The organism is Streptomyces sp. YJ-C3 (genome assembly GCF_053891275.1).
The window spans coordinates 6,808,449-6,833,500 of record NZ_CM132685.1; the positions used below are offsets into that span (position 1 = coordinate 6,808,449).

Here is a 25,052-nt window from a genome sequence, read left to right on the forward strand (position 1 = left end):
GCTGCAAAATTTCGTGCAGGTTACATGATGGAACGATTCTCAGGAAGCGGATAGTTCGTTCCAACATGCGGACACCGCGGGTGGCGGCGGAAGGGGGCCCGGGGGACAGATCAGTGACCGGGGGGCCGATGTGCCGATGCGCGTCGCGGGCCTCATTGCCCACAGCGCTTACGGCTCATGCCCCGTGGTCAAGTACTCGAAACCGTCCAGTAACGACTACTTATGCAAGGCCCTGTATAGCCATCTTCCGGCCGTGACCGGCGAACCGTCAACCTATTGCCGTTCCGAAGAGACTGCCCAGGAGATACGTCACACCCGCCGCGGCGCCGCCCAGGGCCAACTGCCGCAATCCGCTGAACCACCAGGAGCGCGCCGTCACCTTCGCCACGACGGCGCCGCACGCGAAGAGTCCGATCAGCGCGAGCACCACGGCGGGCCACAGCGCGCTCGCCCCCAGCAGGTAGGGCAGTACGGGGATGAGGGCGCCCAGCGCGAACGAGCCGAAGGAGGAGACCGCGGCGACCGTCGGCGAGGGCAGATCACTCGGATCGATGCCGAGCTCCTCGCGCGCGTGGATCTCCAGGGCCTGCTCGGGGTCGCGCGACAACTGCCGGGCGACCTCCGCGGCCAGCTCGGGCTCGACACCGCGGGACACGTACAGCTCGGCGAGCTCCCGCTCCTCGTCGACCGGGTGCTTGCGCAACTCCCGTCGTTCGACGTCGAGTTCGGCCTCGACCAGCTCGCGCTGGGAGGCGACGGAGGTGTACTCGCCGGCCGCCATGGAGAAGGCGCCGGCGGCCAGGCCCGACAGACCGGTGATGATCACCGTCTGCTGCGAGACGGCGCCGCCCGCGACACCGGCCATCAGCGCGAAGTTGGAGACGAGGCCGTCCATCGCGCCGAACACCGCCGGACGCAGCCAGCCGCCGTTGACGTCGCGGTGGGTGTGATTGTCCCGGTGCGCGTCGTGCAGCGTCGCCTCGGTCTCGATGATGGCCATGCTCGTGATCCCCGCTCCCCTAGGTCGTTTACGGACCCGAAAGTACGCGCGAAAAAACGCCTCCGCTAGCAAGGAAGGCCGTACTTACCTGCGGTTTTGCACCCTGCGCAACAGGCCGGGCACGCGCTGACCTCGACCTTCCCCGACTCACCCGTGAGATGGATCACGTGATCGCTCCGTTGACGGGCCGGGAAACATGACCGCAACATCTGTAAACGTTTCCAGTAGCCGGAAACGTTTACAGCAACCAGACGTTCGCTGACATAAGGGGGCAAAGAGGTGCCGAGGACAGCGACCGCACCGCAGGGCGGTCAGCCGACGATCGTCTCCATCGCCGAGCGCGCGGGAGTCTCGATCGCCTCCGTCTCGCGCGTCCTCAACGGCGTCGGAGCCCGCCGCGACACCGTCGAGCGGGTCGAGCGCGCCGCCGCCGAGCTCGGCTACGTGCCGAACGCGGTGGCCCGCTCCCTCAAGGACGGCCGCACCCGGCAGCTCACCTTTGCGATGCCCGACATCGGCAACCCGGTGTACGTGGCGATGGTCCGCGCCATCCAGTCGGTGGCGAAGGCGGCCGGGTACCGCCTGCTCCTGCACTCCACGGACGCCGTCGTCGACGACGAGCTGGCCGTGCTGCGCAGCCTCGGCGACCGGACCAGCGACGGGCTCATCATCTGCCCCATCCGCATCACCGACGAGCACATCGAGGCGCTGCGCACCGCGGCCGGTCCCGTCGTGGTCATAGGGTCCCTGCCGGACGACGTGCCCGTGGACAGCGTGCGCGCCGACTCCGTCGCGGGCGCCTCGCTCGCCGTACGCCACCTGTACGAGACCGGGCGCCGCCGGATCGCCTTCGTCAACGGCCCCTGCGACACGGTCCCCGGCCGCAACCGCGCCGCGGGCTACCGCGCGGCGCTCGACGACTGCGGCCTCGTATACGACCCGGCGCTCGTCGTGCACACCGACTTCGGCATCGAATCCGGCGCCGAGGCCGCCGCGGCCCTCCTGGACCGGTCCCCCGACGCCGTCTTCTGCGCCAACGACCAGCTGGCGCTCGGCGCCGCCCGCGCCCTGCACTCGCGCGCGCTGCGCATACCCGAGGACGTCGCCGTCGCGGGCATGGACGACAGCGTGCTCGCGCAGGCCGGCTGGCCCCCGCTGACCAGCGTCGACCTCGGCTCCACCGAGCGCGGCCGGCGCGCCGCCGAACTGCTTCTGGAGCGCCTCGGCGCCTCCGGGACCGCCACCCCCCGCAGCACCACCGCCCCGCCCCGCCTCGTCGTCCGCGCCTCCACGGGCCGGGCGGCGCCCGACAGTTGAGAGCCACGAGGTTCGATCCATGAGTCTCACCGCCGACCGGGACAGTGCCGTCCCGGGCAGCCGCGGCACACCGCCGCCCCGCACTCCGGACCAGCGCAAGCGCGCGCTCGGCCTGGACCGGGGCGCCTGGTTCCTGCTGCTTCCCGCGCTGGTCCCGATCCTGATACTCAGCGTGGGCCCGCTCCTGTACGGCCTGTCGCTCGCGTTCACCGACGCGCAGGCGGGCCGCACGTCCCCCACGCAGTTCGTCGGCCTGGACAACCTGCTCGACCTGCGCCACGACAGCCTCTTCTGGGAGTCGTTCCGCATCGGCCTGATCTGGGCGGTGTGCGTCACGGCGCTGCAGTTCGTCCTGGCGCTCGGCCTCGCCCTCCTCCTCAACCAGAACCTGCGTTTCCGCTGGCTGGCCCGCACCCTCGCGCTGGTGCCCTGGGCGATGCCCGAGGTCGTGGTCGGCATCATGTGGCGCCTCGTCTACCACTCCGACGCGGGCATCCTGAACAAGACGCTGACCCAGCTGGGCCTGATCCACGAGAACATCGACTGGCTCTCCGACCTCTCCTACGCGCTGCCCGCGGTCATCGTCGTCGGCGTCTGGGCCGGCATGCCGCAGACCACGGTCGTGCTCCTCGCCGGTCTGCAGAACGTGCCGCACGAGCTGCGCGAGGCCGCCCAGCTGGACGGCGCCGGACTGTGGCGCCGCTTCACCACGGTCACCTGGCCCGCGCTCAAGCCGGTGGTCCTCGCCGTCACGGCCCTGAACTTCATCTGGAACTTCAATTCCTTCGGCCTGGTGTACGTCCTCACGCAGGGCGGCCCGGGCGGACAGACCCGGCTGCCGATGCTGTTCGCGTACGAAGAGGCCTTCAAGTACGGCCAGTTCGGCTACGCGGCCGCGATGGGCCTCGTCATGATCGCGGTGATCGCGGTCCTCCTGACGCTGTTCCTGCGCAAGAAGCTCAAGGAGGACGCAGCATGAGCGTGAGCCCCGCACTCCCCCGGGCCGCCGGCCGGGCGGGCCAGTACCTGGCCCTGCTCTGCTACCTGGTCTTCCTGGCCTTCCCCCTGCTCTGGCTGCTGTCGACCTCGTTCAAGTCGCCGCAGGAGCTGGGCTCGATCGACCCGTCCTGGCTCCCGCGGCACCCGAGCCTGGACAACTACCGGGCGGCCTTCGACGCGCAGCCGCTGCTCCACTCGGCACTGAACAGCCTGGTCGTCGCGGTCAGCGCCTCGCTGATCTCGGTGGCGATCGCGGTCCCGGCGGCGTACGTGATGGTCCGCTACAAGAGCCGGGTCGGCCAGGCCGGCACGGTCTGGATCCTGGTCAGCCAGATGTTCCCGTTCGTCCTGGTGATCATTCCGCTGTTCCTGGTGCTGAAGAACCTGCACATGATCGACAGCATCCCCGGCCTGATCATCGTCTACGTCGTCTGGAACCTGCCCTTCTCGCTCTGGATGCTCCAGGGCTACGTGAAGTCGGTGCCGCGCTCCCTGGAGGAGGCGGCGGCGATGGACGGAGCGGGCCGTCTGCGCACGCTGACGAGCGTGGTCCTCCCGCTGCTGGCCCCCGGCCTGGTGGCGACGCTGATGTTCAGCTTCGTGACGGCCTGGAACGAATTCTTCTTCGCGCTCGTGCTGCTCAAGTCCCCGGAGAACCAGACGATGTCGGTCATCCTCACCCGTTTCCTCGGCGCCGAGGGCGTCGCGGACCTGGGCCCCCTCGCCGCGGCCTCGGTCCTCGCCACGATCCCCAGCCTGGTCTTCTTCGCGCTGCTCCAGCGCCGGCTCGTGGGCGGCATGCTCAGCGGGGCGGTGAAGGGCTGATGCGCACCCGACGGATCACGGCGGCGGCCGCGGCCGCCCTCTGCCTGACCCTCGTCGCCGGATGCGGCGGCGACGGCTCGGACCCGTCCGACGGCACGGTCACCCTCGAATTCCTCAGCCTGGCCTGGCAGAAGGAGTCGGTCGACGCCAACAAGGCGCTCGTCAAGCGGTGGAACGACACCCATGACAAGGTCAAGGTCAAGTATGTGCAGGGGAGTTGGGACAACATTCACGACCAGCTCCTCACCTCCTTCGAGGGCGGCGAGGCGCCGGACATCTTCCACGACGACGCCTCCGACCTCACCGACTTCGCGAACGGCGGCTACCTCGCGGATCTCGGCCCGTATCTGCCGAAGTCGCTGAAGGAGGACATCCCGCAGGCCTCCTGGGACACGACGACGTTCGACCACAGGACGTACGGCATCCCGTTCCTCCAGGAGCCGCGCGTCCTGATCGCGAACACGAAGCTGCTGAAGCAGTCCGGCGTCCGCATCCCGACCGCTCAACACCCTTGGACCTGGGACGAGTTCGAGAAAGTCAGCAAGAAGCTCACCCACGACAAGAACAAGGACGGCCGGCCGGACACCTACGGCGTCGCCTGGTCGATGAAGGAACCCGTCAGCCAGTCCGTCAACCTCTCCCTGTCCACCGACGGCAAGATCTTCTACAAGGGCGAGGACGGCAAGAACGAGATCCGTTACGACGCGGCCGACTCCGCGGTCGCGCAGCTGATCAACCGGCAGGTCAACGAGGACCGCACCGCGCCCAAGTCCGGCCTGGGCATGTCGGGTTCGGACACGCTGCCCGGCTTCTTCGCGGGCCGCTACGCGATGCTCCCGCTCAACTTCTCGTACCGCCAGCAGGTCCGGCAGCAGGCACCCGAGGGCTTCGACTGGACGGTGCTGCCCATGCCGTCCGGCGCCGGCGGCCTGGCACAGGGCACGGCCCCGCAGACCCTCTCGGTCTCCCAGGACAGCAGGCACAAGCAGGTGGCGACCGACTTCATCGCGTACCTGACGCAGGCCGAGCACCAGGTCCAACTGGCGCGCGGCGACTGGCTGTTGCCCACGAGCACCGAAGCGCTGAAGGACCCCTCGCTCACCACGGACAAGAACGGCTGGCGGACGGGGGCCGACATAGCGAAGGACCTGCGCCCCTCGCCGGTGCTCGGGGTGCGCGGCTACGCGGAGTGGAAGGACAAGATCGCCACTCCGGCCTACCAGGAGTACTACAACGGCGCGTTCGGCATCGATGAACTGCGCAAGCGCCTGGCGGGCGACGGCAACCGCATCCTCGACCGCTACCAACGCTGAACCGAGCACGACCCCAGAAAAGAGCACGAACACACCATGAGCGTCAGCGTCGACCCGGATCCCCCCGCGGACGGCACCGCGGCCCCCCGCAGGCTGCGCACGGTCCCGCATCCCCCGCCGCCCGGCACGATCTCCCTGCGGGACCGGGCCAGGGGCGCGCTCCTCGGCCTCGCCGTCGGCGACGCGCTCGGCGCGCCCGCCGAGAACATGAAGCCGTCCCAGATCCGCGAACGCTGGGGCCGCATCGAGGGCTTCGTCTCCGCCGATCCGGCCGGGACGGACGACACCGAGTACGCGATCTTCTCCGGCCTGCTGCTCGCCGAGCACGGCGCGGCCCTCACCATCGCCGATGTCGAGGCGGCCTGGCACACGTGGATCGCGGACCGGGACGAGGGCCCGTTCAAGGGCGCGGGCTTCAGCGAGCGCGGCACGCTGGAGAATCTGCGCCGCGGTCTCGCGGCGCCCATCTCGGCGCAGCACCGGCACGCGTGGAGCGACGGCCTCGCCATGCGGGCGGCCCCCTTCGGTGTCCACGCGGCCGGCCGCCCCGCCGAAGCGGCGCGCCTGGTGTCCATCGACGGCACGGTGTCGCACGACGGGGAGGGCATCCACGGCGGACGGGCGGTGGCGGCCGGAGTGGCGGCGGCGATGGTCAGCCACAACCCGGACGCGGTCGTCCAGGCGGCGCTCTCCGTGGTGCCGGAGGACTCCTGGACGGCGCGCTCCCTGCACCGGGCGGTGTCGGCGGCGCGCCGGGCCCGCCGGGACCCGGACGGCACCCAGCTGTCCATGGAACGGGCGGTGCGCAAGGCGGTCGTCATCGGCGGCTACCCCTGGACGGACCTGGCGCCGGAAGCGGTCGGGCTCGCCTTCGGGGCGTTCGCGGTGGCCCGCGGCGACTTCCGTGAGTCCGTCCTCACGGCGGTGAACATGGGCCGCGACGCGGACACGACGGCGGCAGTCGCCGGGGCGCTCGCCGGGGCGCTGTGCGGCGAGGCGTCGATCCCGGAGGCGTGGTCCGCGGCGATCGGCCCGGTTCGCGGCAGCTGCCTCCCGTCCATGGCGGGCAAGCACATCCTCGACGTGGCGGACCGCCTGACCCCGCCCCCGCCGGACCGCGAGGGAGCGGTGGCGTGACCCGGCACGGCAGATCGCCCAAGGCGGGGCCGCGGCCGATGGCGCCGCACTCGGACGAGAAGCCCCACCGGGCTGAGGCCGCACGTCGACGGGAGGGGACGTGTCGGGGTGCCCCCGCAGGACACCACAGGCATTCAGCGCCGGACGGCGCGCCTACGGCGTACGGAGGCGACGAGACCCATCCGGCCGGGGAAGTACCCCGGCGCGGCCCCGCCCCACGAACCGACCGCCGGCGCACCACCCCGGCAACGCACACCCCCGCCCCACCGAAAGGCCAGGCCACCCCATGACGACCGCCCCGGCGGAGACGACGTCCCGCATCGAGGGTCTTCTGCTCGGCATCGCCGCAGGGGACGCGGCCGGCTGGCCGTCCGGGCGGCACCGCGCCGCCCGGCTCCCCGACTGGACCCGCCGTCTCACCCGCGAACTGGACACGTTCGCCGAGCAGAACGCGACCACCACCCTCCCCGTCCCGATCGCCCTGAACCAGCCCCCCGAGCCGCTCCGCCTCGGCCCGTCCGACGACGCCGAATGGGCCGCGTTCACCGCGCACGCCGTCCTCGACGCGTACGCCGAGGGCCTCGGCGACCTGCCCCCGGACCACCGTGTCCGCTCGGCGCTCGCCCTGGCCTGGAACACGCTCGCCGACGAGATCGCCGCGGCGGCCGCCCGGGCCGACGAGATCGAGTCGGCGAAGATCCCGCTGCGCGCCCGGATCTCCGTCCGCGCGGGCCTGGGCAATCTGGCCGCAGGTCTGCGGCCCCCGGCCACCGGCCACGACAACCCGCACTACTTCGACGACGCGGCCTGCGTACGGGCGGCCGTCCTCGCGGTCGTCCACCCGGGACAGCCCGAACGCGCGGCGGATCTGGCCGAGTTCGACGCCCGGTACACCCAGGACGGCGACGGCGTGCACGGTGCCCGCGCGATGGCGGCGGCCGTGGCGGCGGCGCTCGGCGGGGCACCGGTCGACGCCTGTGTGGACGCGGCGCTGGCCCAGCTCCCCGACGGCACCGAGATCCACCGCAACGCGCACCGCGCGGTGGAACTGGGCCGCACCACGGCGGCCGCCCGCCCGGGCCTGCCCGGCAACGCGTTCGCGCTCGTGCCCGTCCTGGAGCACGAGATCGTCGACCACGTCTACAGCTACGGCATCGCGGCCGCGGAGACGGTCCCCGTCGCCCTGGCCGTCGCCACGGCCGCCGCGGGCGCGGTCACCGAAGCGGTCCCGACCACCGCGTGCCTGTCCCGCGTCGCGGACTCGGCGCCTGCCCTGGCCGGTGCCCTCACCGGCGCGATCGGCGGCGCGGAGGCGCTCCCGCAGACCTGGCGCGACGCCTGTCGCACGCTGGCCGGCTGCGCGCTGCCCCGCCTGGCGGGCACGGACCTCACCGACCTGGCGGCACGCCTCGCGGCCACGCACGCACCACCACGGTCACATGCACACCTGATCAACTCGGCCTCCTCGGAAGGAACTTCGGCATGAGCAGCGTCCCCACTCACCCGTCACTGGAGGACCGCACCACCGGCGCCCTCGTCGGCGCCGCCGTGGGCGACGCGCTCGGCGGCCCGGTCGAGGGCTGGACCCCGGAGGCGATCGCGGAACGGCACGGCGGCCGGGTGCGCGGCATCGTCGAGCCGTTCTACAAGGACGACTGGAAGACGGCCCGCCCGATCGCGCCGTACCACAAGGGCGACGGCCACGTCACCGACGACACCCTGATGACGCACGCGCTGATCCGCGTCTACGAGAAGGTCCGCGACCACCTCGACGCGTACGCCGTCGCCGACCACCTGGTCCCGGACCTGATCACCACGCCCCGCTGGATCCCGGAGCTGGAGGCGGAGGCGCTCCCGCTCCAGCGCATCTTCCTCGCGGAGAAGTGGATCGTGGCCCGCATCCACTACGGCCACATCGACCCGCGCGAGGCGGGCGTCGGGAACATCGTCAACTGCGGTGCGGCGATGTACATGGCGCCGGTCGGCGCGGTCAACGCGGGCAACCCCCTCAAGGCGTACGAGGAGGCGCTGGACGTCGCGGGCGCGCACCAGAGCTCGTACGGCCGCGAGGCGGCGGGCGTCTTCGCGGCGGCCGTGGCGGCGGCGTACAAGCCGGACGCGACGCCCACCACGGTGATCGACGACGTCCTCTCCCTCGCCAAGGACGGCACGAAGGCGGCGATCGAGGCGGTCTGCGAAGTGGCGTCCCGCTTCGACGACTTCGAGGACGCGCTCCAGCCCCTGCGCGAGGCGGTCACCCCCTTCGACACGGTCGGCCCGGACTACCGCAAGCCGTCGCTGGGCGCCCGCCGACCGTCGCGCCTGCACTCCATCGAGGAGCTCCCGGTCGCGCTCGGCATGCTGCTGGTGGGCCGCGGCGACTTCCGGCACACGGTGCTCGGCTCGGTGAACTACGGCCGCGACTGCGACTCGATCGCCACGATGAGCGGCGCGATCGTCGGCGCGCTGTACGGGGAGGGCGCGGTGCCCAAGGAGTGGAGCGCGGAGGTGGCGCGGGCCAGCAGGCTGGATCTGCACGCCCCGGCCGCCGCCCTCACGCGCGTCACGCGTGAGGTGCACGTGCGCGATCTGGAGCGCCGCCGCGCCCACGAGGCGGCGTTCGCGTCGGTCGCGGGGCTGTGATGCTGCGTCTGACCTGGGTCCAGCCCGAGGACCTGCTCGGTCACGAGCTGCGCCAGGCCGCGCAGGACGGCCGCGACGCGTCCGCGGTCGAGCGGCGCTGGACGGCGGCGGGCGGCCACCTGGCACCGGATCGGGCGGGCGCGTCCGCGGGGCCGACTACGCCCGAACTTCGGTCTCTCGCCGGGCAGTTGCTGGACGAGCTGGCGGTCCTGCCGTCGCCCCTGGCGGCGGACGAGCCCACCGGTCTCACCGCGATCCGGGACGCCTGCCCGGCCTGGCCGCACTCCCCCACCGCCGCGCACCAGGCGTCGTACGACGCGGTCCACGCGGCCTGGCTGGGCCGGGCCGCCGGATGTCTGCTCGGCAAGCCGGTGGAGAAGCTGCCCCTCGCCGGGATCCGTGCCGTCGCGCGGTCCACCGGCAACTGGCCGCTGAGCGGCTGGTTCACGGAGGTCGGCCTCGCTCCGGAGCTGGCCGCCGCGTATCCGTGGAACCGGCGCAGCGCGCCGACCTCGCTCGCCGAGAACATCGACGGCATGCCCGAGGACGACGACCTCAACTACCCGCTTCTCGCCCTCCTGTTGCTCCAGCGACACGGCACCGGCTTCACCACCGAGGACGTGGCGAAGCTGTGGCTCGACGAGCTGCCCGCCGGGCGCACCTTCACCGCCGAGCGCGTCGCGTACCGCAATCTTCTCGACGGCCTCGAACCTCCCGCCACCGCCGCTCACCGCAACCCGTTCCGGGAGTGGATCGGCGCGCAGATCCGCGCCGACGTCTTCGGCTGGATCAACCCCGGGGACCCGGCGCGCGCCGCCGAGCTGGCGCACCGGGACGCCGTGCTCACGCACACCGCCAACGGCGTGTACGGGGAGATGTTCACGGCCGCCGTCATCGCGGCCGCGGGCTCGGGCACGGTGGACGTGCACGCGGCGCTGCGGGCCGGCCTGACGGTCGTACCGCCGCGCTCGCGGTACGCGAAGGCGGTGCGCCTCGGCATCGAACTGGCCGAGAGCCAAGAGGACTTCGACACCGTGGTGGACGAGCTGCACGGCGTCTACGCCGACCACCACTGGGTGCACGTCCTGCCCAACGCGGCCCTGCTGGCCGCCGCGCTCACCCACGCCGACGGCGACTTCTCCGGCTCCATCTGCCGGGCGGTGTCGGGCGGCTGGGACACGGACTCCAACGGCGCGACGGCCGGTTCGATCGCGGGCCTGCTCGCGGGCGGCCCGGACGCGCTCGGCGCGCGGTGGACGGCTCCGCTGAAGAACCGCCTCGCCACCACGGTCGCGGGCTTTGACGGCATCGGCTTCGACGAACTGGCCAGGATCACTCTGGAGGCCCGCGCATGACGACCACTCAACAGACGACTCAGAACGGCCCGTTGACCGGACTGCGGGTCCTCGACCTGGCCACCCTCTTCGCGGGCCCGCTCTGCGCCACGATGCTCGGCGACTTCGGCGCCGAGGTGGTGAAGGTGGAGCATCCGCGCAAGCCGGACCCGTCCCGGGGCCACGGTCCGGCCAAGGACGGCATCGGCCTGTGGTGGAAGCTGCTCGGCCGCAACAAGAAGAACCTCACGCTCGACCTCTCCTCCCCCGGCGGCCGCGAGGTGCTCCTCAAGCTGGTCGCCGAGTCGGACGTCGTCATCGAGAACTTCCGCCCCGGCACCCTGGAGAAGTGGCACCTCGGCTGGGAGGAGCTGAGCGCCGCCAACCCGCGCCTCGTGCTGGCCCGCGTCACCGGCTTCGGCCAGTTCGGCCCGTACGCGCGCCGCCCCGGGTTCGGCACGCTCGCGGAGGCGATGAGCGGCTTCGCGGCGATCACCGGCCAGCCGGACGGCCCGCCGACCCTGCCCCCGTTCGGCCTCGCCGACTCCATCGCCGCGCTCGCCACCTCGTACGCGGTGATGGCGGCGCTGCGCGGCCGCGACGTGACGGGCCGCGGTCAGGTCGTCGACATGGCGATCATCGAGCCGATGCTGACCATCCTCGGCCCGCAGCCCACCTGGTACGACCAGCTCGGTTACGTCCAGCCCCGCACCGGCAACCGCTCCACGAACAACGCGCCCCGCAACACGTACCGCACGAGCGACGACAAGTGGGTCGCGGTCTCCACGTCCGCCCAGTCGATCGCGGAGCGGGTGATGCACCTGGTCGGCAGGCCGGAGTTCATCGACGAGGAGTGGTTCGCGACGGGTGCGGGCCGCGCGGGCCACGCGGACGAGCTGGACGCGGCGGTCGGCGGCTGGATCGCGGTCCACACCCGCGACGAGGTGGTGGCGGCCTTCGAGAAGGCGGAGGCGGCCATCGCCCCGATCTACGACATCCGTGACGTGATGCGGGACGAGCAGTACCGGGCCCTGGACTCCATCACCGAACTCCCCGACCCGGACCTCGGCACGGTCAAGATGCAGAACGTCCTGTTCCGCCTCTCCGAGACGCCGGGCGCGATCAAGTGGACGGGCCGCCCGCACGGCGCGGACACGGACGAGATCCTCGACGGCCTCGGCCTGTCGCAGGCGGACATCGCCACCTTGCGGAAGGCTGGTGCGGTATGAGCACAGTGTTCCTGACCTGGCTGTACGTCCCCGGGGACCGCCCCGACGTCGTGGCGAAGGCGCTCGGCTCGGGCGCCGACGTGGTCCTCGTCGATCTGGAGGACGCGGTCGCCCCCGAGCGCAAGGCGTACGCGCTCGACGCGACGGCGGAGCTGCTCGCCGACAAGCACGAGGTGCCGGTGCACGTGCGGGTGAACGCGCTGGACGGGCCGCTCGCCGAGCGGGAGGTGCGGCGCCTCACCCCGCTGCCCGGTCTGGACGCGCTGCGGCTGCCGAAGGTGCACGACACGGCGGACGTGGCCCGGGTCGCCGACTGGGCGGTCGACGTGCCGCCGCTGTACGCCCTGCTGGAGTCGGCGCTGGGCGTCGAGCACGCCTACGACATCGCCTCCCACCCCTGTGTGCACGGCGTCGCGCTCGGCGAGGCGGATCTGCGGGCCGACCTCGGCGTCGCGGACGCGGCGGGCCTCGCGTGGGTGCGCGGCCGTGCGGTGGTCGCGGCCCGCGCCGCGCACCTGCCGCCCCCGCCCCAGTCCGTCTACCCGGACATCCGCGACACGGCGGGCCTGGCCCGGTCCTGCGCCGAGGGCCGCGCGCTCGGCTTCTTCGGCCGGACGGCGATCCACCCGCGTCAGCTCCCGGTGATCGAGGAGGCGTTCCGTCCGACGGAGGCGGAGCTGGCGGCGGCCGAGGAGATCGTGGGCGCGGCGGCCACCGACGCGGGGGCGCTCGCGCTCCCGGACGGCCGTTTCGTGGACGCGGCGGTGGTGGCCTCCGCCCGCAGAACCCTGGCCCTGGCAGGCCGACCCACCACTGCTGACCGGCCCACCACCCCTGACCGGTCCGGCACCCCCAGCCCGTCCGGCGTTTGAGGACGAGCCCTCAGGGCGATACACCCGCACCAAGAAGGGCGCCGAACCAGAGACGGTTCGGCGCCCTTACGAGCGTACGGCGAAAACCAATCAGGCCTTCTTGGCCCCGGCCTCGTCCTTGGCCCCGGCGTCAGCACTCTTCACAGCGCCATCGCCATCGGCAACCCCATCCGCACCGCCATCAGCGTCGGCCTCGGCCTCGGCATCCGCCGCGGCCGGCTCCTCGGCTGCGCCGGAAGCGCCGTCCCCGTCCTCGTCGGAGGCACCCGGCTCCACGATCTCCTCGCGTCCCGGTCGCGTCTTCGCCGACACCACCAGGTAGACCACGGCGAGCACGAAGACGATCAGCGCGGTCCAGTTGTTGAGGCGCAGACCGAAGATGTGGTGCGCGTCGTCGACCCGCATGTACTCGATCCAGAACCGGCCCACGCAGTACGACGCCACGTACAGCGCGAACGCCCGCCCGTGTCCCAGCTTGAACCTGCGGTCGGCCCAGATGACCAGCAGCGCGACGCCGATGCACCACAGGGACTCATAGAGGAACGTCGGGTGGTACGTGCCGGGCACCCGCCCGTCCGTGTCCGAGGTGATCTTCAGGGCCCACGGCAGATGCGTCTCCCGGCCGTACAGCTCCTGGTTGAACCAGTTGCCCCAGCGGCCGGCGGCCTGCGCGAGGGCGATGCCCGGCGCGAGGGCGTCGGCCCAGGCGGGCAGCGGGATGCCACGGCGGCGGCAGCCGATCCAGGCACCCACCGCGCCGAGCGCGATGGCGCCCCAGATACCGAGGCCGCCCTCCCAGATCTTGAAGGCGTCCACCCAGTCACGGCCCTCGCTGAAATACAGCTCGTAGTCCGTGATCACGTGGTAGAGACGCCCGCCGACCAGGCCGAACGGCACCGCCCAGACAGCGATGTCAGCGACGGTGCCGGCCCGCCCGCCGCGGGCGATCCAGCGCCTGTTGCCCAGCCAGACGGCCAGGAAGACGCCGATGATGATGCAGAACGCGTAGCCGCGCAGCGGGATGGGTCCGAGATGGATGACCCCGCGCGACGGGCTGGGAATGTAGGCAAGTTCCATGGCAGGGTCGACGCTACCGTGCCGGGCCGCGGACACGTCCAGCAGCCCGGCTACGTCTCCATAACAAGGGCCTACTTGTCGGCGTCCTGCACCGTCTTCTTCAGCTTGTCCGGGGTCATGGTCTGGTCGTCCATGATGTTCTTGCCGTTGAGCAGGACCGTCGGGGTGCCCTGGTAGCCGCCGTCCTGGAACGCCTTGTACGACTTGTTGATCCAGCCGTTGTGCGTGCCGTCGTCCACACAGGACTTGAAGGTGTCGGTGACCAGCCCGTCGACCTTGCCGGCCAGGTCGATCAGCTTGCCGTTGTCGGCGAAGGTGTCCTTGGTCTCCTCCGGCTGGTTCTCGTACAGCACGTCGTGGTACTCGGGGAACTTGCCCGCGCCCTGGGCGCACGCCGCCGCGTTGCCCGCGTGGAGGGAGCCGCTGCCGCCCATGTTCGAGTCGATCAGCGTGACCGTGTGGTACTCGACCTTCAGCTGGCCGGCGTCGGTCAGCTCATGGATCGTCGAACGGTAGTTGTCCTCGAAGGACTTGCACGCGGGGCAGCGGAAGTCCTCCCACACCGTGAGCGTCGACTTGGCGCTGTCCTTGCCGACGGGGATCGCCAGATCGTCCTTGCCGGTGGCTCCCTTCGGCGCGACCACGGCATCCGACGAGCCACCGGAACTGTCGTCACCGGAATTCGCCGCGGCCACGCCGATCACGGCGGCCAGCCCCAGCACACAGACGACGGCCGCGCCCACGATCAGGGTCCGGCGCCGCTTCTCGGCGGCTTTCTGCTTCTCGCGCTCCACGGCCAGCCGCTCGCGGGCCGTTCGCTTTCCCTCACGGTTCTTCTCGCTCACACCCGCCCAAACGAACCGGGGAGGCACGAGCGTGCCTCCCCGGTCCTACTTCCACCCATATGAGGGACGTTGCTACGCGTCGCCCCGTACGCCGGCCGCGAGTTCACCGGCGAGGGCGCGGACCGCGTCGAGACCGGCGGCCTCGTCGTCGGCGTCCAGCATCCGCTTCACGAACGCCGAGCCGACGATGACGCCGTCCGCGAAGGCGGCGACCTCCTTCGCCTGCCGGGCGTCGGAGACGCCGAGGCCGACGCAGACCGGCAGCTCGGTGGTGGCCTTGGTGCGGCGGACGAGGTCCTGGGCCTGGTTGCCGACGGACTCGCGGGTGCCGGTGACACCCATCAGCGAGGCGGCGTAGACGAAGCCCGAACCGGCCGCCGTGATGGTGGCCAGGCGCTCGTCCTTGCTGCTGGGCGCGACGACGAAGACGGTCGCGAGACCGTGCTTCTCCGCGTGCTCGCGCCACGTCGCCGACTCCTGCACGGGCAGGTCGGGCAGGATGCAGCCGGCGCCGCCCGCCTCGGCGAGCTCGGCGGTGAACCGCTCGATGCCGTAGCGGTCGATGGGGTTCCAGTACGTCATGACGAGGACCGGCTTGCCGGTGGCCTCGTGGGCCTCGCGCACCGTGCGCATGACGTCCTTGATCTTGACGCCGCCGCGCAGCGCGATGTCGTCGGCGGTCTGGATGACCGGGCCGTCGAGCACCGGGTCGGAGTGCGGCAGGCCCACCTCGACCACGTCGGCGCCGCCGTCGAAGACGGCCTTGATCGCCGCGATGCCGCCGTCGACCGTGGGGAAACCGGCGGGCAGGTAGGCGATGAGGGCGGAGCGGCCCTCGGACCTGGCAGCGGCCAGGGTGTCGCTCAACAGCTGGATGTTGCCGCTCACTTGGCGTCCCCCTCGATCTCCGCGGTGTCGGCGGCGTCGGCCGCGACCTCGGCGTCGGCACCCTCGTCGTACAGCCCGAAGTACCGGGCGGCGGTGTCCATGTCCTTGTCGCCGCGCCCGGACAGGTTGACGATGATCAGCCCGTCCTTGCCGAGCTCCTTGCCGACCTCGAGCGCGCCCGCGAGGGCGTGCGCGGACTCGATGGCCGGGATGATGCCCTCCGTGCGCGACAGCAGGCGCAGTGCCTGCATCGCCGCGTCGTCGGTGACGGCGCGGTACTCACCGCGGCCGCTGTCCTTGAGGAAGGCGTGCTCGGGGCCGATGCCCGGGTAGTCCAGACCGGCCGAGATCGAGTACGGCTCGGTGATCTGGCCCTCGTCGTCCTGGAGGACGTAGGAACGGGAGCCGTGCAGGATGCCGGGCTCGCCGGCCGTCAGGGTCGCGGCGTGCTCGCCGGTCTCGACGCCGTGGCCCGCGGGCTCGCAGCCGACGAGACGGACGTCGGTGTCCGGGATGAACGCGTGGAACAGGCCGATGGCGTTGGAGCCGCCGCCGACGCAGGCGATCGCGGCGTCGGGCAGCCGTCCGGCGCGCTCCAGGATCTGGCGGCGGGCCTCGACGCCGATGACGCGGTGGAAGTCGCGGACCATCGCCGGGAAGGGGTGGGGTCCGGCGACCGTGCCGAAGAGGTAGTGCGTGCGGTCGACGTTGGCGACCCAGTCGCGGAACGCCTCGTTGATGGCGTCCTTGAGGGTGCGGCTGCCGGACTTCACGGCGACGACCTCGGCACCCAGCATGCGCATGCGGGCCACGTTCAGGGCCTGGCGCTGGGTGTCGATCTCGCCCATGTAGATGGTGCACTCGAGGCCGAACAGGGCGCAGGCGGTGGCCGTGGCCACGCCGTGCTGGCCCGCGCCGGTCTCGGCGATGACGCGGGTCTTGCCCATGCGCTTGGTGAGGAGGGCCTGGCCGAGCACGTTGTTGATCTTGTGCGAGCCGGTGTGGTTCAGGTCCTCGCGCTTGAGGAAGATCCGGGCGCCGCCGGCGTGCTCGGCGAACCGGGGCACCTCGGTGAGACTGCTGGGGCGGCCGGTGTAGTTGACCAGGAGGTCGTCGAGTTCGCGGGCGAACTCGGGGTCGTTCTTGGCCTTCTCGTACTCGACGGCGACCTCGTCGACTGCGGCGACGAGGGCCTCCGGGATGAACTTGCCGCCGAACGCGCCGAAATAGCCTTCGGCGGACGGGACGATCCCCTCCGGGTCGGGGATGAAGTACTCGCTGGGCATGCGTGAGCCTCACGGTGAGTCGGTGGAAACAACTGATCGCCGTGGGGGCGTGGGTACTCGGTCGAGTGCGGACCGTCTTGGGTTGCTCGCGCCGTTCCCGCGCCCCTTACAGGGCGCCCTGCCATCGCATGCCGTTGACCTGACCCGGCTCGTCACCGATGACGTACCGCACGCGCCGCCCGTGCACCCTGCGCGCGGGCGCCCGGCAGCCGCGCGGGCGGCAACCGGGGGCGAGGCGGACGGCGATGGACATGGTGCGGGTCTCAGCCCCGTCCGTGGCGCAGCGCGGGGTGCGCGCCGGCGGCGACCAGGTCGGAGACCGCGGAGCGCGGGTCGCGGCCGGTCACCAGGGACTCGCCCACGAGGACGGCGTCGGCGCCCGCGTTGGCGTACGCGATGAGGTCGTGCGGGCCGCGCACGCCGGACTCGGCGACCTTGACGATGTGGTCCGGGATGTCCGGGGCGACGCGCTCGAAGGTGCCGCGGTCGACCGTGAGGTCCTTGAGGTTGCGGGTGTTGATGCCGATGACCTTGGCCCCGGCGTCGACGGCCCGCTCCACCTCGTCCTCGTCGTGCGCCTCGACGAGCGGCGTGAGGCCGATGGACTCGGCGCGCTCGATGAGGGACTCCAGGGCGGGCTGGTCGAGGGCGGCCACGATCAGCAGGGCGAGGTCGGCGCCGTACGCGCGGGCTTCCCACAGCTGGTACGAGGTGACGATGAAGTCCTTGCGCAGGACCGGGATGTCGACCTTGGCGCGGACCGCCTCGAGGTCGGCGAGGGAGCCGCCGAAGCGCCGCTGCTCGGTGAGGACGGAGATGACGGCCGCGCCGCCCGCCTCGTAGTCGGCGGCGAGGGCCGCCGGGTCGGCGATCGCGGCCAGCGCGCCCTTGGAGGGGCTGGACCGCTTGACCTCACAGATGACCTTGACGCCGTCGCCGCGCAGGGCCGCGACCCCGTCCTTGGCGGCTGGAGCCTTCGCCGCGCGCTCCTTGAGCTCGTCGAGGCTGACGCGCGCCTGCCGTTCCGCGAGGTCGGCACGGACTCCGTCGATGATCTCGTCGAGCACACTCACGCGAGGGGACTCCTTTCCTGGCAGTTCGGTTCTCTGGGCAACCGAGTGGTCACTGTGATGGTATCCGGAGGAGGGCGAAGGCTCCGCATCCGGTTGACGGCGATCCCACTACCTGGACAAATGCTGTTGATCAAGGGAGCAGGAAGCCACCGACGGGCAGGTTCCGGACAACCGTGAAGGTCAGCACGACCGCGCCGAGTGTCCACAGGTGTACGCGCCCGAGGCCGAGGCCGAGCGGACGACCACGGGCCGCCCGCACGGCCCACACGGTCCACAGCACGGCGAAGAGGGCGTAACCGGCCACGGCCAGGGCGTTGGCGCCGAGGGCTCCGCCCAGGTCACCGTGCACGATGGCGTGGGCGCTGCGCAGGCCGCCGCAGCCGGGGCAGTAGACGCCGGTGGCCTGCAGGAGCGGGCAGGCGGGGTAGTGGCCGGGCTCGTTCGGGTCGACGGTGCCGACGTACGCGAACGCCGCCGCGACCCCTCCGAGGAGCCCGAGCGGCACGGCCAGCCTGCGCAGGGCGGCGGTGCGGGGGGCGGCTTCGGTGTCGGTCGTCTCGACGGTCACCCGTGAATTCTGCCCCGGTGGAGCGGGCTGCGCGCCCGGGGACACGCGAAAGGGGCGGTGCGGCGAGTCCGCCGCACCGCCCCCGCGTCGTTCTGCGAGCGGCTCAGGCCTCCGAGCCGGCGGTCGCGGCCGGGACGGTCTTGAGCTGCAGCTCGGCACGGCGCGGCTTGCCGAGGCCCATCGCGCTCATCGCGCCGCCGACGATCGCGGCGACCGCGAGCAGGGCGATGCCCGCCCAGAAGCCGGCCACGCTGCCCATCACCATGAAGGCACCGGAGACACAGAAACCGATGAAGGCGATGATGACTCCGGTCCAGGCGGCCGGGGTGTGTCCGTGGCTGGTGTCCGCCATGGCTTGCTCCTCGTGACTAATGGCCCGTGCGTACACGGGCTTGCATCGTTCGTTTCCATTGTCCCGTACGCGCTGTACGGGCCGGACCCGGGGTCAGGCGGTGCCCGTCGGGTCCTCGCCGCGGTCGAGGGCCTTCCACAGGTCCTCGGGGCGGTCCGGGTCGACGGGCTTCTGCCGACGGGCCCGGGGTGCGCCGCTGCGCTCGTAGCGACCGCCCATCGAGGGCCAGGCCGCGCCGTACACGACGGCGAGGATCCCGGCGATCAGGATGAGGGCGCCGCCGCCCGCCGCGACGTACGGCCAGGCGGTGTGACTGAGCGCGTCGATGGTGCCGGCCGCGTCGCCGGAGGCCTGGGCGGCCTTCTCGTCGAGCGCGGAGCTGTCGTCGGCGCCGAGCACGGCGGCGGCGACGGCGCCCGCGCCGCTGAGCGCGAGCAGCGCGGCGACCAGGACGCGGCCCGCCCGGCGCACCGCGAACACGGCCACGAGGGCGGCGAGCCCCACGATGGCGAGGGCCGCGGGGACGCCCGTGACGTCGCTGCCCTTGGCCGTCAGCGGGAGCTTGCCGCCCGCGACGGCGGCGACGCCGGAGCACCACTCCTGCCGGGACGCGAGCAGCGCGACCGCGGCGCCCGCGGCCCCGAAGAGCAGGGCGACGCCGAGACTGCGCCGGCCGCTGCTGCTCGGCCCGGCGGTCTCGGAGGCTTCGGTTCGGGGGTGCGGTACGGCAGTCACGTATTCCACTATCGCCTGTCCGCGCGGGTGTATGTGACCCGGGGGCGGGAGGCGTGGGTCACTTCACACCGTGGGCGGCGCCGAGCCGGTTCGCCGTGTGGACGGCACGGAGCACCGCCGCGGCCTTGTTGCGGCACTCGGTGTCCTCGGCGACCGGGTCCGAATCGGCGACGACGCCCGCGCCCGCCTGCACGTACGCCGTGCCGCCGCGCAGCAGCGCGGTGCGGATGGCGATGGCGGTGTCGGAGTCGCCCGCGAAGTCGAGGTAGCCGACGCAGCCGCCGTACAGGCCGCGCCGGGACGGCTCCAGTTCGTCGATGATCTGCATCGCGCGGGGCTTGGGGGCGCCGGAAAGGGTGCCGGCCGGGAAGCAGGCGGTGAGCACGTCGAAGGCGGTGCGGTCCCCGGCGACCTGGCCGGTGACGGTCGACACGATGTGCATGACGTGCGAGTACTTCTCGATGGACATGAAGTCGACGACCTCGACGGAGCCGGGCTCGCAGACCCGCCCGAGGTCGTTGCGCCCGAGGTCGACGAGCATGAGGTGCTCGGCGCGCTCCTTGGGGTCGGCGAGGAGTTCGTCGGCGAGCGCCTGGTCGTGCTGCGGGGTGGTGCCGCGCGGCCGGGTCCCGGCGATGGGGTGGACCATGGCGCGGCCGTCCTCGACCTTGACGAGGGCCTCGGGGGACGAGCCGACGACGTCGAACCCGTCGAAGCGGAAGAGGTACATGTACGGGGACGGGTTGGTGGCCCGCAGGACCCGGTAGACGTCCAGCGCGCTCGCCGTGCACGGGGTCTCGAACCGTTGGGAGGGCACGACCTGGAAGGCCTCGCCCGCCCGGATCCGCTCCTTGATGTCCTCGACGGCCTCCTGGTACTGCTCGCCGCCCCACAGCGCGGTGAACTCGGGCAGCTCGGACGGCGGGAGTGCGGCCGGGGCGGACTGCACGGGCTTGCCGAGGTCGGCCTCCATGGCGTCGAGCCGGGCGACGGCGTCGGCGTAAGCCTCGTCGACGCCGGTGTCGAGGTCGTTGTGGTTGATCGCGTTGGCGATGAGCAGGACGGACCCGTCCCAGTGGTCGAGCACGGCGAGGTCGCTGGTGAGCAGCATCGTCAGCTCGGGCAGGTTCAGGTCGTCCCGCTCCCCCGGGCCGATCTTCTCCAGGCGGCGCACGCTGTCGTAGCCGAGATAGCCGACCATGCCGCCGGTGAAGGGGGGCAGGCCCTCGTAGCGCGGGGTGTGCAGCGCCTCGACGGTGGCGCGCAGGGCGGCGAGGGGGTCGCCGTCGACGGGGACGCCGACCGGCGGGGTGCCGAGCCAGTGGGCCTGGCCGTCGCGCGTGGTCAGCGTGCCGGTCGAGTGCACGCCGACGAACGAGTACCGGGACCAGGACCGTCCGTTCTCCGCGGACTCCAGGAGGAACGTGCCGGGGCGTTCGGCGGCGAGCTTGCGGTACAGGCCGACCGGGGTGTCGCCGTCCGCGAGGAGCTTGCGGCTGACGGGGATCACGCGGCGGTCGGTCGCGAGCTTGCGGAAGGTCTCGAGATCCATGGCGGCCGACCCTACTGCTTCACGGGGAGGATGTCGGCGTCGAAGCAGGTCCGGGCGCCGGTGTGGCAGGCGGCGCCCACCTGGTCGACCTTGACCAGGACGGTGTCCGCGTCGCAGTCCAGGGCGACCGACTTCACGTGCTGGAAGTGGCCGGAGGTGTCGCCCTTGACCCAGTACTCCTGGCGGCTGCGCGACCAGTAGGTGCAGCGGCCCGTGGTGAGGGTGCGGTGCAGCGCCTCGTCGTCCATCCAGCCGAGCATGAGGACTTCGCCCGTGTCGTACTGCTGGGCGATGGCGGGGACCAGGCCGTCGGCGCTGCGCTTCAGGCGCGCGGCGATGTCCGGGTCGAGGCGGCCGGCGGCGGAGGGGGGCGTGCTGCTCATGGGTGCCATTGTGCCGCGCCGTGCGGGTTCCCTTTCGCGGGCGTCCACTGTCCGGACGGGGGAGGCGGTCGTAGGCTGGCGCCCATGTCGACCCATGCCAAGCGTGAACGACTTCTCCTCGCCGATCTGTTGGAGGCGGCGGGCCCCGAGGCCCCCACTCTGTGCGAGGGCTGGACCGCCCGTGACCTCGCGGCGCACGTCGTGGTGCGCGAGCGCCGGCCCGATGCCGCCGGCGGCACCCTCGTCAAGCAGCTCGCCTCGCGTCTGGAGCGGGTGCAGGGCGAGTTCGCGGAGAAGCCGTACGAGGAACTGATCCAGCTGATCCGGACGGGGCCGCCGCGCTTCTCGCCGTTCTCCCTCAAGCAGATCGACGAGGCGGCGAACGTGGTCGAGTTCTATGTCCACGCCGAGGACGTGCGCCGCGCGCAGGCCGACTGGTCGCCGCGGGAGCTCGACCCGGTCTTCGCCGAGGTGCTGTGGTCACGCCTGGAGCGGATGGCGCGGGTCGTGGGCCGCAAGGCGCCGGTGGGCCTGGTGCTGCGCCGCCCGGACGGCCGGACGGCGGTCGCGCACCGCGGCGCTCCGGTGGTCACGGTCACCGGCGAGCCGTCGGAGCTCCTGATGTACACGTTCGGCCGCCAGGACGCGGCGAACGTGGAGGTGGAGGGCGACAAGGCGGCCATCACCCAGCTCAGCGAGACGAAGGCGCTGGGCCTGTAGGCACCACACGCACCACACGCACCACACGCACCAACGGAAAGGCCCCCATGATCAAGCTCGCGATGACCAGCGTCTACGTGGACGACGTGGCCAAGGCTCACGCGTTCTACACGGACGTGCTCGGGTTCGAGACGCGGACGCACATCGACCTGGGCGACGGGACGCTGTTCGCGACGGTGGGGGCGGCCGGCGCCCAGGCGGACGTGGAGCTGCTCCTGGAGCCCGGCCAGGGGCCGATCGCGGAGCCGTACCGCGCGGCGCTGCGGGAGGCCGGCCTGCCCAGCATCGTGTTCTCGGTGGAGGACGTCGCGGCCGAGTACGAGCGGCTGCGGAAGCTTGGCGTGGCCTTCACCCAGGGCCCCGAGGAGCAGGGCCCGGTGATCACGGCGGTGCTCGACGACACGGTGGGCAACTTCGTCCAGCTGATGCAGCCGGCCGCGACCGGCTGACGGGTCCCGTCAGAGCGGGTTGATGCGCGCTTTCAGCAGGCAGAACTCATTGCCCTCGGGATCGGTGAGGACGTGCCACTGTTCCTCGCCGGTCTGGCCGATGTCGGCCCGGCGCGCTCCGAGCTTCAGGAGGCGTTCGAGCTCGGCGTCCTGATCGCGGTCGGTGGGGTTGAGGTCGATGTGCAGCCGGGACTTCCCCGGCTCCGGCTCGTCCCTGGCGCTCAGGATGATCGTCGGCTGCGCACCGCCGAACCCGTCGCGTGCGCCGATCTCGAGGGTGCCGTCGTCCTCGCGGTCGAGCACCACGAAGTCCAGGACCTCGCACCAGAACCGCGCCAGCACCTCGGGGTCGCGGCAACCGAGCACGAGTTCACCGATACGACATGCCATGGACGAAGACCTGCTCTCAGCGTCGGAACCGCCGGGCCGCGGGGCGCTCCTGGGCTCCCCGCGGCGGGAAGACGATCGAGACCGTACCGGGCGGTGCGAGCGGGTGTGAAGCGCTTTTCGGGGTCCGCGCCCCGCTCCCGTCGGACAGTCCTCAGGGGAGTTCGGCCCGGCGCAGGGGACCCGAGCAGAGGGCGACGACGCCGCCGAGCGCGCAGACGCCCGCGCACCCGGCGAACACCGCTCCCGTTCCCCACAGCGCGACGGCCCACCCGACCACGGGGAACGTGAGCGGTGCGACGCCGAAGCTGACCAGGGTGGCGGCGGAGGTGACCCGGCCGACGTAGGCGGGGCCCGCGTGGCTCTGCAGCAGCGCCCCGCTCAGGGTTCCGCACAGCCCGAGGGAGAGGCCGACGGCGAGTGCGACGCAGGCCGCGCCCACGACGGACGGCACCCGGGCGAGCAGGGCCATCGCCGCGGAGCCCAGCACGGCCATCACGCCGGTGACGAGCCCGGCGCGGGGCGCCCGTCCCCGTACGGTGATCAGGAGTGCGGCGGCCCCGGCGCCGACGCCGAACCCGGCGAGCACCCAGCCCATTCCGGTCGAGCCCCAGCCGCGCTCGTGGGCGAGGAGCGTGAGGCCGAGGTTCATCGGGCCGACGAAGCCCAGGTCGCCGAGGGCGATGACGAGCACGAGGGGCCGCAGGACGGGGTGGTGGGCGATGTGCCGCAGCCCGTCGCGCAGTTCGGCCGTGACGGCCGCGCGCTCCTGCCGGTCCGCGGGCGGCGGTCCGGCGTCCCGGACGGCGATCAGCAGCGGCAGGGACACCCCGATGAGCAGCGCGGCGGCGCCGAACGCCCCGGCCGTGCCGCCGAGCGCGATGCCGAGGCCGGCGAGCGGTCCGCCGAGCACGTTGGCGAGCCGGGTCGCGAGGGCGCGCAGCCCCTGCACGCGGGCGAGTTGGCCGCGTTGCGCGATGCGGGCGGGCAGGGCGCCCGCGGCGGGCAGGAACACGGCGTCGACGATCCCGAAGACGACGGCGACGGCGCCGAGCGCCCACAGTCCGGGGCTGGTCGCGAGCAGGGTCGCGGCCGCGGCGACGACGAGTGCGGCGCGCACGGCGCTGGTGGCGAGGACGACGCGGCGCGGTCCGTACCGGTCGGCGACCACTCCGCCGCCGAGCATGAGGACGGCGCGCGGTACGGCGCTGACCGCGGTGACGAGGCCGGCCTGGGCGGGGGTGCCGTGCTGCACGGCCGCCCAGGACAGGGCGAAGTAGTAGACGTTGTCGCCGACGGCGGACGAGACGTACGCGCTGAGCCAGCGCAGCACGTTCCCGTCGCGGTGGGCGGCCGGCGTGCCGTCGGTGGCGGTGTCCCGCAGGGCGGTGGACGCCATGGCGGGCCGCCCTCAGTTCCGGAACGGGAAGGCGTAGGTGTGCACCGCGACGTTCTCGCGGCCCTCGGTGTTCCCGGCGTCCTCTGCGGCCCGGCCCTGTTCCTCGTAGCGGCGCAGCAGTGCGCGCATCTCGCCGACGAGCTCGGTGAGTTCGGCCGCGGTCAGCCGCATCATGGACTCGGACGACTCGTGGGCCGTGGCCCAGGCGTCGTCCCAGGCGATCCGCTGGTCGAGGAAGCGCCGGTACATGTCGGCGCGCTGCTCGAAGAAGAGCCGGCTGGCGGCGGTGTGCGCGGCGGCCTTCTCGGGTGCGCTGCGGAAGTCGGCGTCGCGGATCTCGACGCCGTCGGACGCGGGCTGCCACCAGCGCTCGCGCCCGTCGACGCCCTGCGGCTCGGCTTCCTCGATGAGGCCGTGCTCGGCGAGCTTGCGCAGGTGGTAGCTGACGAGTGCGACGGCCTCGTCGACGTGCTCGGCGAGCTGCGAGGCGGTGGCGACGCGGCGCAGGCTCAGCTCGCGGTAGAGCATGCTGCGCACGGGGTGGGCGAGGGCCTTGAGCGTGCCCAGGTCGGTGATGCGGCGGTCTCTCTCTTTGCCTGCCATACCGCCACCGTAGATACGAAAGAAATGTTGCGCAATAAAAATTGCGGAACTTGTCCTGCGCTTCCG

Annotated in this window: 27 protein-coding genes; 12 read left to right on the forward strand and 15 right to left on the reverse strand. The window is 72.3% G+C overall.

The features are described 5' to 3' along the window. Positions 1–268: 268 nt before the first annotated feature. Entirely contained in the window at positions 269–1,000 is a 732-nt protein-coding gene (locus tag ACVHNB_RS30585; RefSeq protein ID WP_428955297.1) for a VIT1/CCC1 transporter family protein, read from the reverse strand. 279 nt (positions 1,001–1,279) lie between these two features. Here ACVHNB_RS30585 and ACVHNB_RS30590 point away from each other — a divergent pair, with 279 nt between their 5' ends. The 10 genes from ACVHNB_RS30590 (at position 1,280) to ACVHNB_RS30635 (ending at position 12,669) form a co-directional block, all read left to right on the forward strand. Continuing rightward, the gene (locus tag ACVHNB_RS30590) at positions 1,280–2,317 is read left to right on the forward strand and encodes a LacI family DNA-binding transcriptional regulator (RefSeq protein ID WP_428955296.1); all 1,038 of its coding nucleotides are present in this window, start codon (positions 1,280–1,282) and stop codon (positions 2,315–2,317) included. 19 nt (positions 2,318–2,336) lie between these two features. Continuing rightward, positions 2,337–3,296, forward strand: a complete 960-nt coding sequence (locus tag ACVHNB_RS30595; protein ID WP_428955295.1) for a carbohydrate ABC transporter permease — start codon at positions 2,337–2,339, stop codon at positions 3,294–3,296. Beyond that, positions 3,293–4,141: a carbohydrate ABC transporter permease gene (locus tag ACVHNB_RS30600; protein ID WP_428955294.1), complete on the forward strand. Its 849-nt coding sequence runs from the start codon at positions 3,293–3,295 to the stop codon at positions 4,139–4,141. Before ACVHNB_RS30595 ends, ACVHNB_RS30600 begins: the two co-directional genes overlap by 4 nt. Next, positions 4,141–5,454 carry an ABC transporter substrate-binding protein gene (locus ACVHNB_RS30605; protein ID WP_456226351.1) on the forward strand — a complete coding sequence of 438 codons (1,314 nt, stop codon included), beginning with the start codon at positions 4,141–4,143 and terminating at the stop codon, positions 5,452–5,454. The genes ACVHNB_RS30600 and ACVHNB_RS30605 overlap by 1 nt, the downstream gene beginning before the upstream one ends. 36 nt (positions 5,455–5,490) lie before the next feature. Then, the gene (locus tag ACVHNB_RS30610; RefSeq protein ID WP_428955292.1) at positions 5,491–6,591 is read left to right on the forward strand and encodes an ADP-ribosylglycohydrolase family protein; all 1,101 of its coding nucleotides are present in this window, start codon (positions 5,491–5,493) and stop codon (positions 6,589–6,591) included. Positions 6,592–6,877: 286 nt separating this feature from the next. Beyond that, positions 6,878–8,077: an ADP-ribosylglycohydrolase family protein gene (locus ACVHNB_RS30615; protein ID WP_428955291.1), complete on the forward strand. Its 1,200-nt coding sequence runs from the start codon at positions 6,878–6,880 to the stop codon at positions 8,075–8,077. Next, positions 8,074–9,234, forward strand: coding sequence for an ADP-ribosylglycohydrolase family protein (locus ACVHNB_RS30620; RefSeq protein ID WP_456226352.1), 1,161 nt, complete (start codon positions 8,074–8,076; stop codon positions 9,232–9,234). Before ACVHNB_RS30615 ends, ACVHNB_RS30620 begins: the two co-directional genes overlap by 4 nt. After that, on the forward strand, positions 9,234–10,589 hold the full coding sequence (locus tag ACVHNB_RS30625) for an ADP-ribosylglycohydrolase family protein (RefSeq protein WP_456226353.1): 1,356 nt from the start codon (positions 9,234–9,236) through the stop codon (positions 10,587–10,589). The genes ACVHNB_RS30620 and ACVHNB_RS30625 overlap by 1 nt, the downstream gene beginning before the upstream one ends. Further along, positions 10,586–11,797, forward strand: coding sequence for a CaiB/BaiF CoA transferase family protein (locus ACVHNB_RS30630; protein WP_428955288.1), 1,212 nt, complete (start codon positions 10,586–10,588; stop codon positions 11,795–11,797). Before ACVHNB_RS30625 ends, ACVHNB_RS30630 begins: the two co-directional genes overlap by 4 nt. Next, complete coding sequence (locus ACVHNB_RS30635) at positions 11,794–12,669, forward strand: HpcH/HpaI aldolase/citrate lyase family protein (protein WP_428955287.1); 876 nt, start codon at positions 11,794–11,796, stop codon at positions 12,667–12,669. Before ACVHNB_RS30630 ends, ACVHNB_RS30635 begins: the two co-directional genes overlap by 4 nt. Before the next feature lie 90 nt (positions 12,670–12,759). Here ACVHNB_RS30635 and lgt read toward each other — a convergent pair whose 3' ends face one another. The 11 genes from lgt to hisI form a co-directional block, all read right to left on the reverse strand. Beyond that, positions 12,760–13,746 carry a prolipoprotein diacylglyceryl transferase gene (gene lgt, locus ACVHNB_RS30640; protein WP_456226354.1) on the reverse strand — a complete coding sequence of 329 codons (987 nt, stop codon included), beginning with the start codon at positions 13,744–13,746 and terminating at the stop codon, positions 12,760–12,762. Between the two features lie 71 nt (positions 13,747–13,817). Beyond that, the gene (locus ACVHNB_RS30645; RefSeq protein ID WP_428955285.1) at positions 13,818–14,591 is read right to left on the reverse strand and encodes a DsbA family protein; all 774 of its coding nucleotides are present in this window, start codon (positions 14,589–14,591) and stop codon (positions 13,818–13,820) included. A gap of 72 nt (positions 14,592–14,663) precedes the next feature. After that, positions 14,664–15,479, reverse strand: coding sequence for a tryptophan synthase subunit alpha (gene trpA, locus ACVHNB_RS30650; RefSeq protein WP_456226355.1), 816 nt, complete (start codon positions 15,477–15,479; stop codon positions 14,664–14,666). Continuing rightward, positions 15,476–16,765 (reverse strand): tryptophan synthase subunit beta, encoded by a 1,290-nt coding sequence (trpB, locus tag ACVHNB_RS30655; protein ID WP_428955283.1) that lies wholly within the window; start codon positions 16,763–16,765, stop codon positions 15,476–15,478. Before trpB ends, trpA begins: the two co-directional genes overlap by 4 nt. A gap of 106 nt (positions 16,766–16,871) precedes the next feature. Beyond that, positions 16,872–17,018, reverse strand: coding sequence for a tryptophan biosynthesis modulator TrpM (gene trpM / locus ACVHNB_RS30660; RefSeq protein ID WP_428955282.1), 147 nt, complete (start codon positions 17,016–17,018; stop codon positions 16,872–16,874). Positions 17,019–17,028: 10 nt separating this feature from the next. Further along, positions 17,029–17,838, reverse strand: coding sequence for an indole-3-glycerol phosphate synthase TrpC (gene trpC / locus ACVHNB_RS30665; RefSeq protein WP_428955281.1), 810 nt, complete (start codon positions 17,836–17,838; stop codon positions 17,029–17,031). Between the two features lie 130 nt (positions 17,839–17,968). Continuing rightward, positions 17,969–18,406 (reverse strand): DUF2752 domain-containing protein, encoded by a 438-nt coding sequence (locus tag ACVHNB_RS30670; protein WP_456226356.1) that lies wholly within the window; start codon positions 18,404–18,406, stop codon positions 17,969–17,971. A gap of 103 nt (positions 18,407–18,509) precedes the next feature. Then, complete coding sequence (locus tag ACVHNB_RS30675; protein WP_428955279.1) at positions 18,510–18,758, reverse strand: HGxxPAAW family protein; 249 nt, start codon at positions 18,756–18,758, stop codon at positions 18,510–18,512. Between the two features lie 93 nt (positions 18,759–18,851). Next, complete coding sequence (locus ACVHNB_RS30680) at positions 18,852–19,502, reverse strand: TIGR02234 family membrane protein (protein WP_428955278.1); 651 nt, start codon at positions 19,500–19,502, stop codon at positions 18,852–18,854. Between the two features lie 49 nt (positions 19,503–19,551). Continuing rightward, entirely contained in the window at positions 19,552–21,045 is a 1,494-nt protein-coding gene (locus tag ACVHNB_RS30685) for an anthranilate synthase component I (RefSeq protein WP_456226357.1), read from the reverse strand. A gap of 11 nt (positions 21,046–21,056) precedes the next feature. Further along, a complete protein-coding gene (gene hisI, locus ACVHNB_RS30690) occupies positions 21,057–21,428 on the reverse strand; it encodes a phosphoribosyl-AMP cyclohydrolase (RefSeq protein WP_428955276.1) in 372 nt (123 codons plus the stop codon). 84 nt (positions 21,429–21,512) lie between these two features. Here hisI and ACVHNB_RS30695 point away from each other — a divergent pair, with 84 nt between their 5' ends. Both ACVHNB_RS30695 and ACVHNB_RS30700 read left to right on the forward strand, forming a co-directional pair. Then, complete coding sequence (locus tag ACVHNB_RS30695) at positions 21,513–22,148, forward strand: TIGR03085 family metal-binding protein (protein ID WP_456226358.1); 636 nt, start codon at positions 21,513–21,515, stop codon at positions 22,146–22,148. Between the two features lie 47 nt (positions 22,149–22,195). Further along, a complete protein-coding gene (locus ACVHNB_RS30700) occupies positions 22,196–22,597 on the forward strand; it encodes a VOC family protein (protein WP_428955274.1) in 402 nt (133 codons plus the stop codon). Positions 22,598–22,606: 9 nt separating this feature from the next. Here the strand turns inward: ACVHNB_RS30700 and ACVHNB_RS30705 are convergent, their stop codons facing one another. The 3 genes from ACVHNB_RS30705 to ACVHNB_RS30715 form a co-directional block, all read right to left on the reverse strand. After that, positions 22,607–22,987 carry a VOC family protein gene (locus ACVHNB_RS30705; protein WP_428955273.1) on the reverse strand — a complete coding sequence of 127 codons (381 nt, stop codon included), beginning with the start codon at positions 22,985–22,987 and terminating at the stop codon, positions 22,607–22,609. Positions 22,988–23,138: 151 nt separating this feature from the next. Next, complete coding sequence (locus tag ACVHNB_RS30710; protein ID WP_428955272.1) at positions 23,139–24,383, reverse strand: MFS transporter; 1,245 nt, start codon at positions 24,381–24,383, stop codon at positions 23,139–23,141. A gap of 12 nt (positions 24,384–24,395) precedes the next feature. After that, on the reverse strand, positions 24,396–24,986 hold the full coding sequence (locus ACVHNB_RS30715) for an ArsR/SmtB family transcription factor (RefSeq protein WP_428955271.1): 591 nt from the start codon (positions 24,984–24,986) through the stop codon (positions 24,396–24,398). Positions 24,987–25,052: the final 66 nt, after the last annotated feature.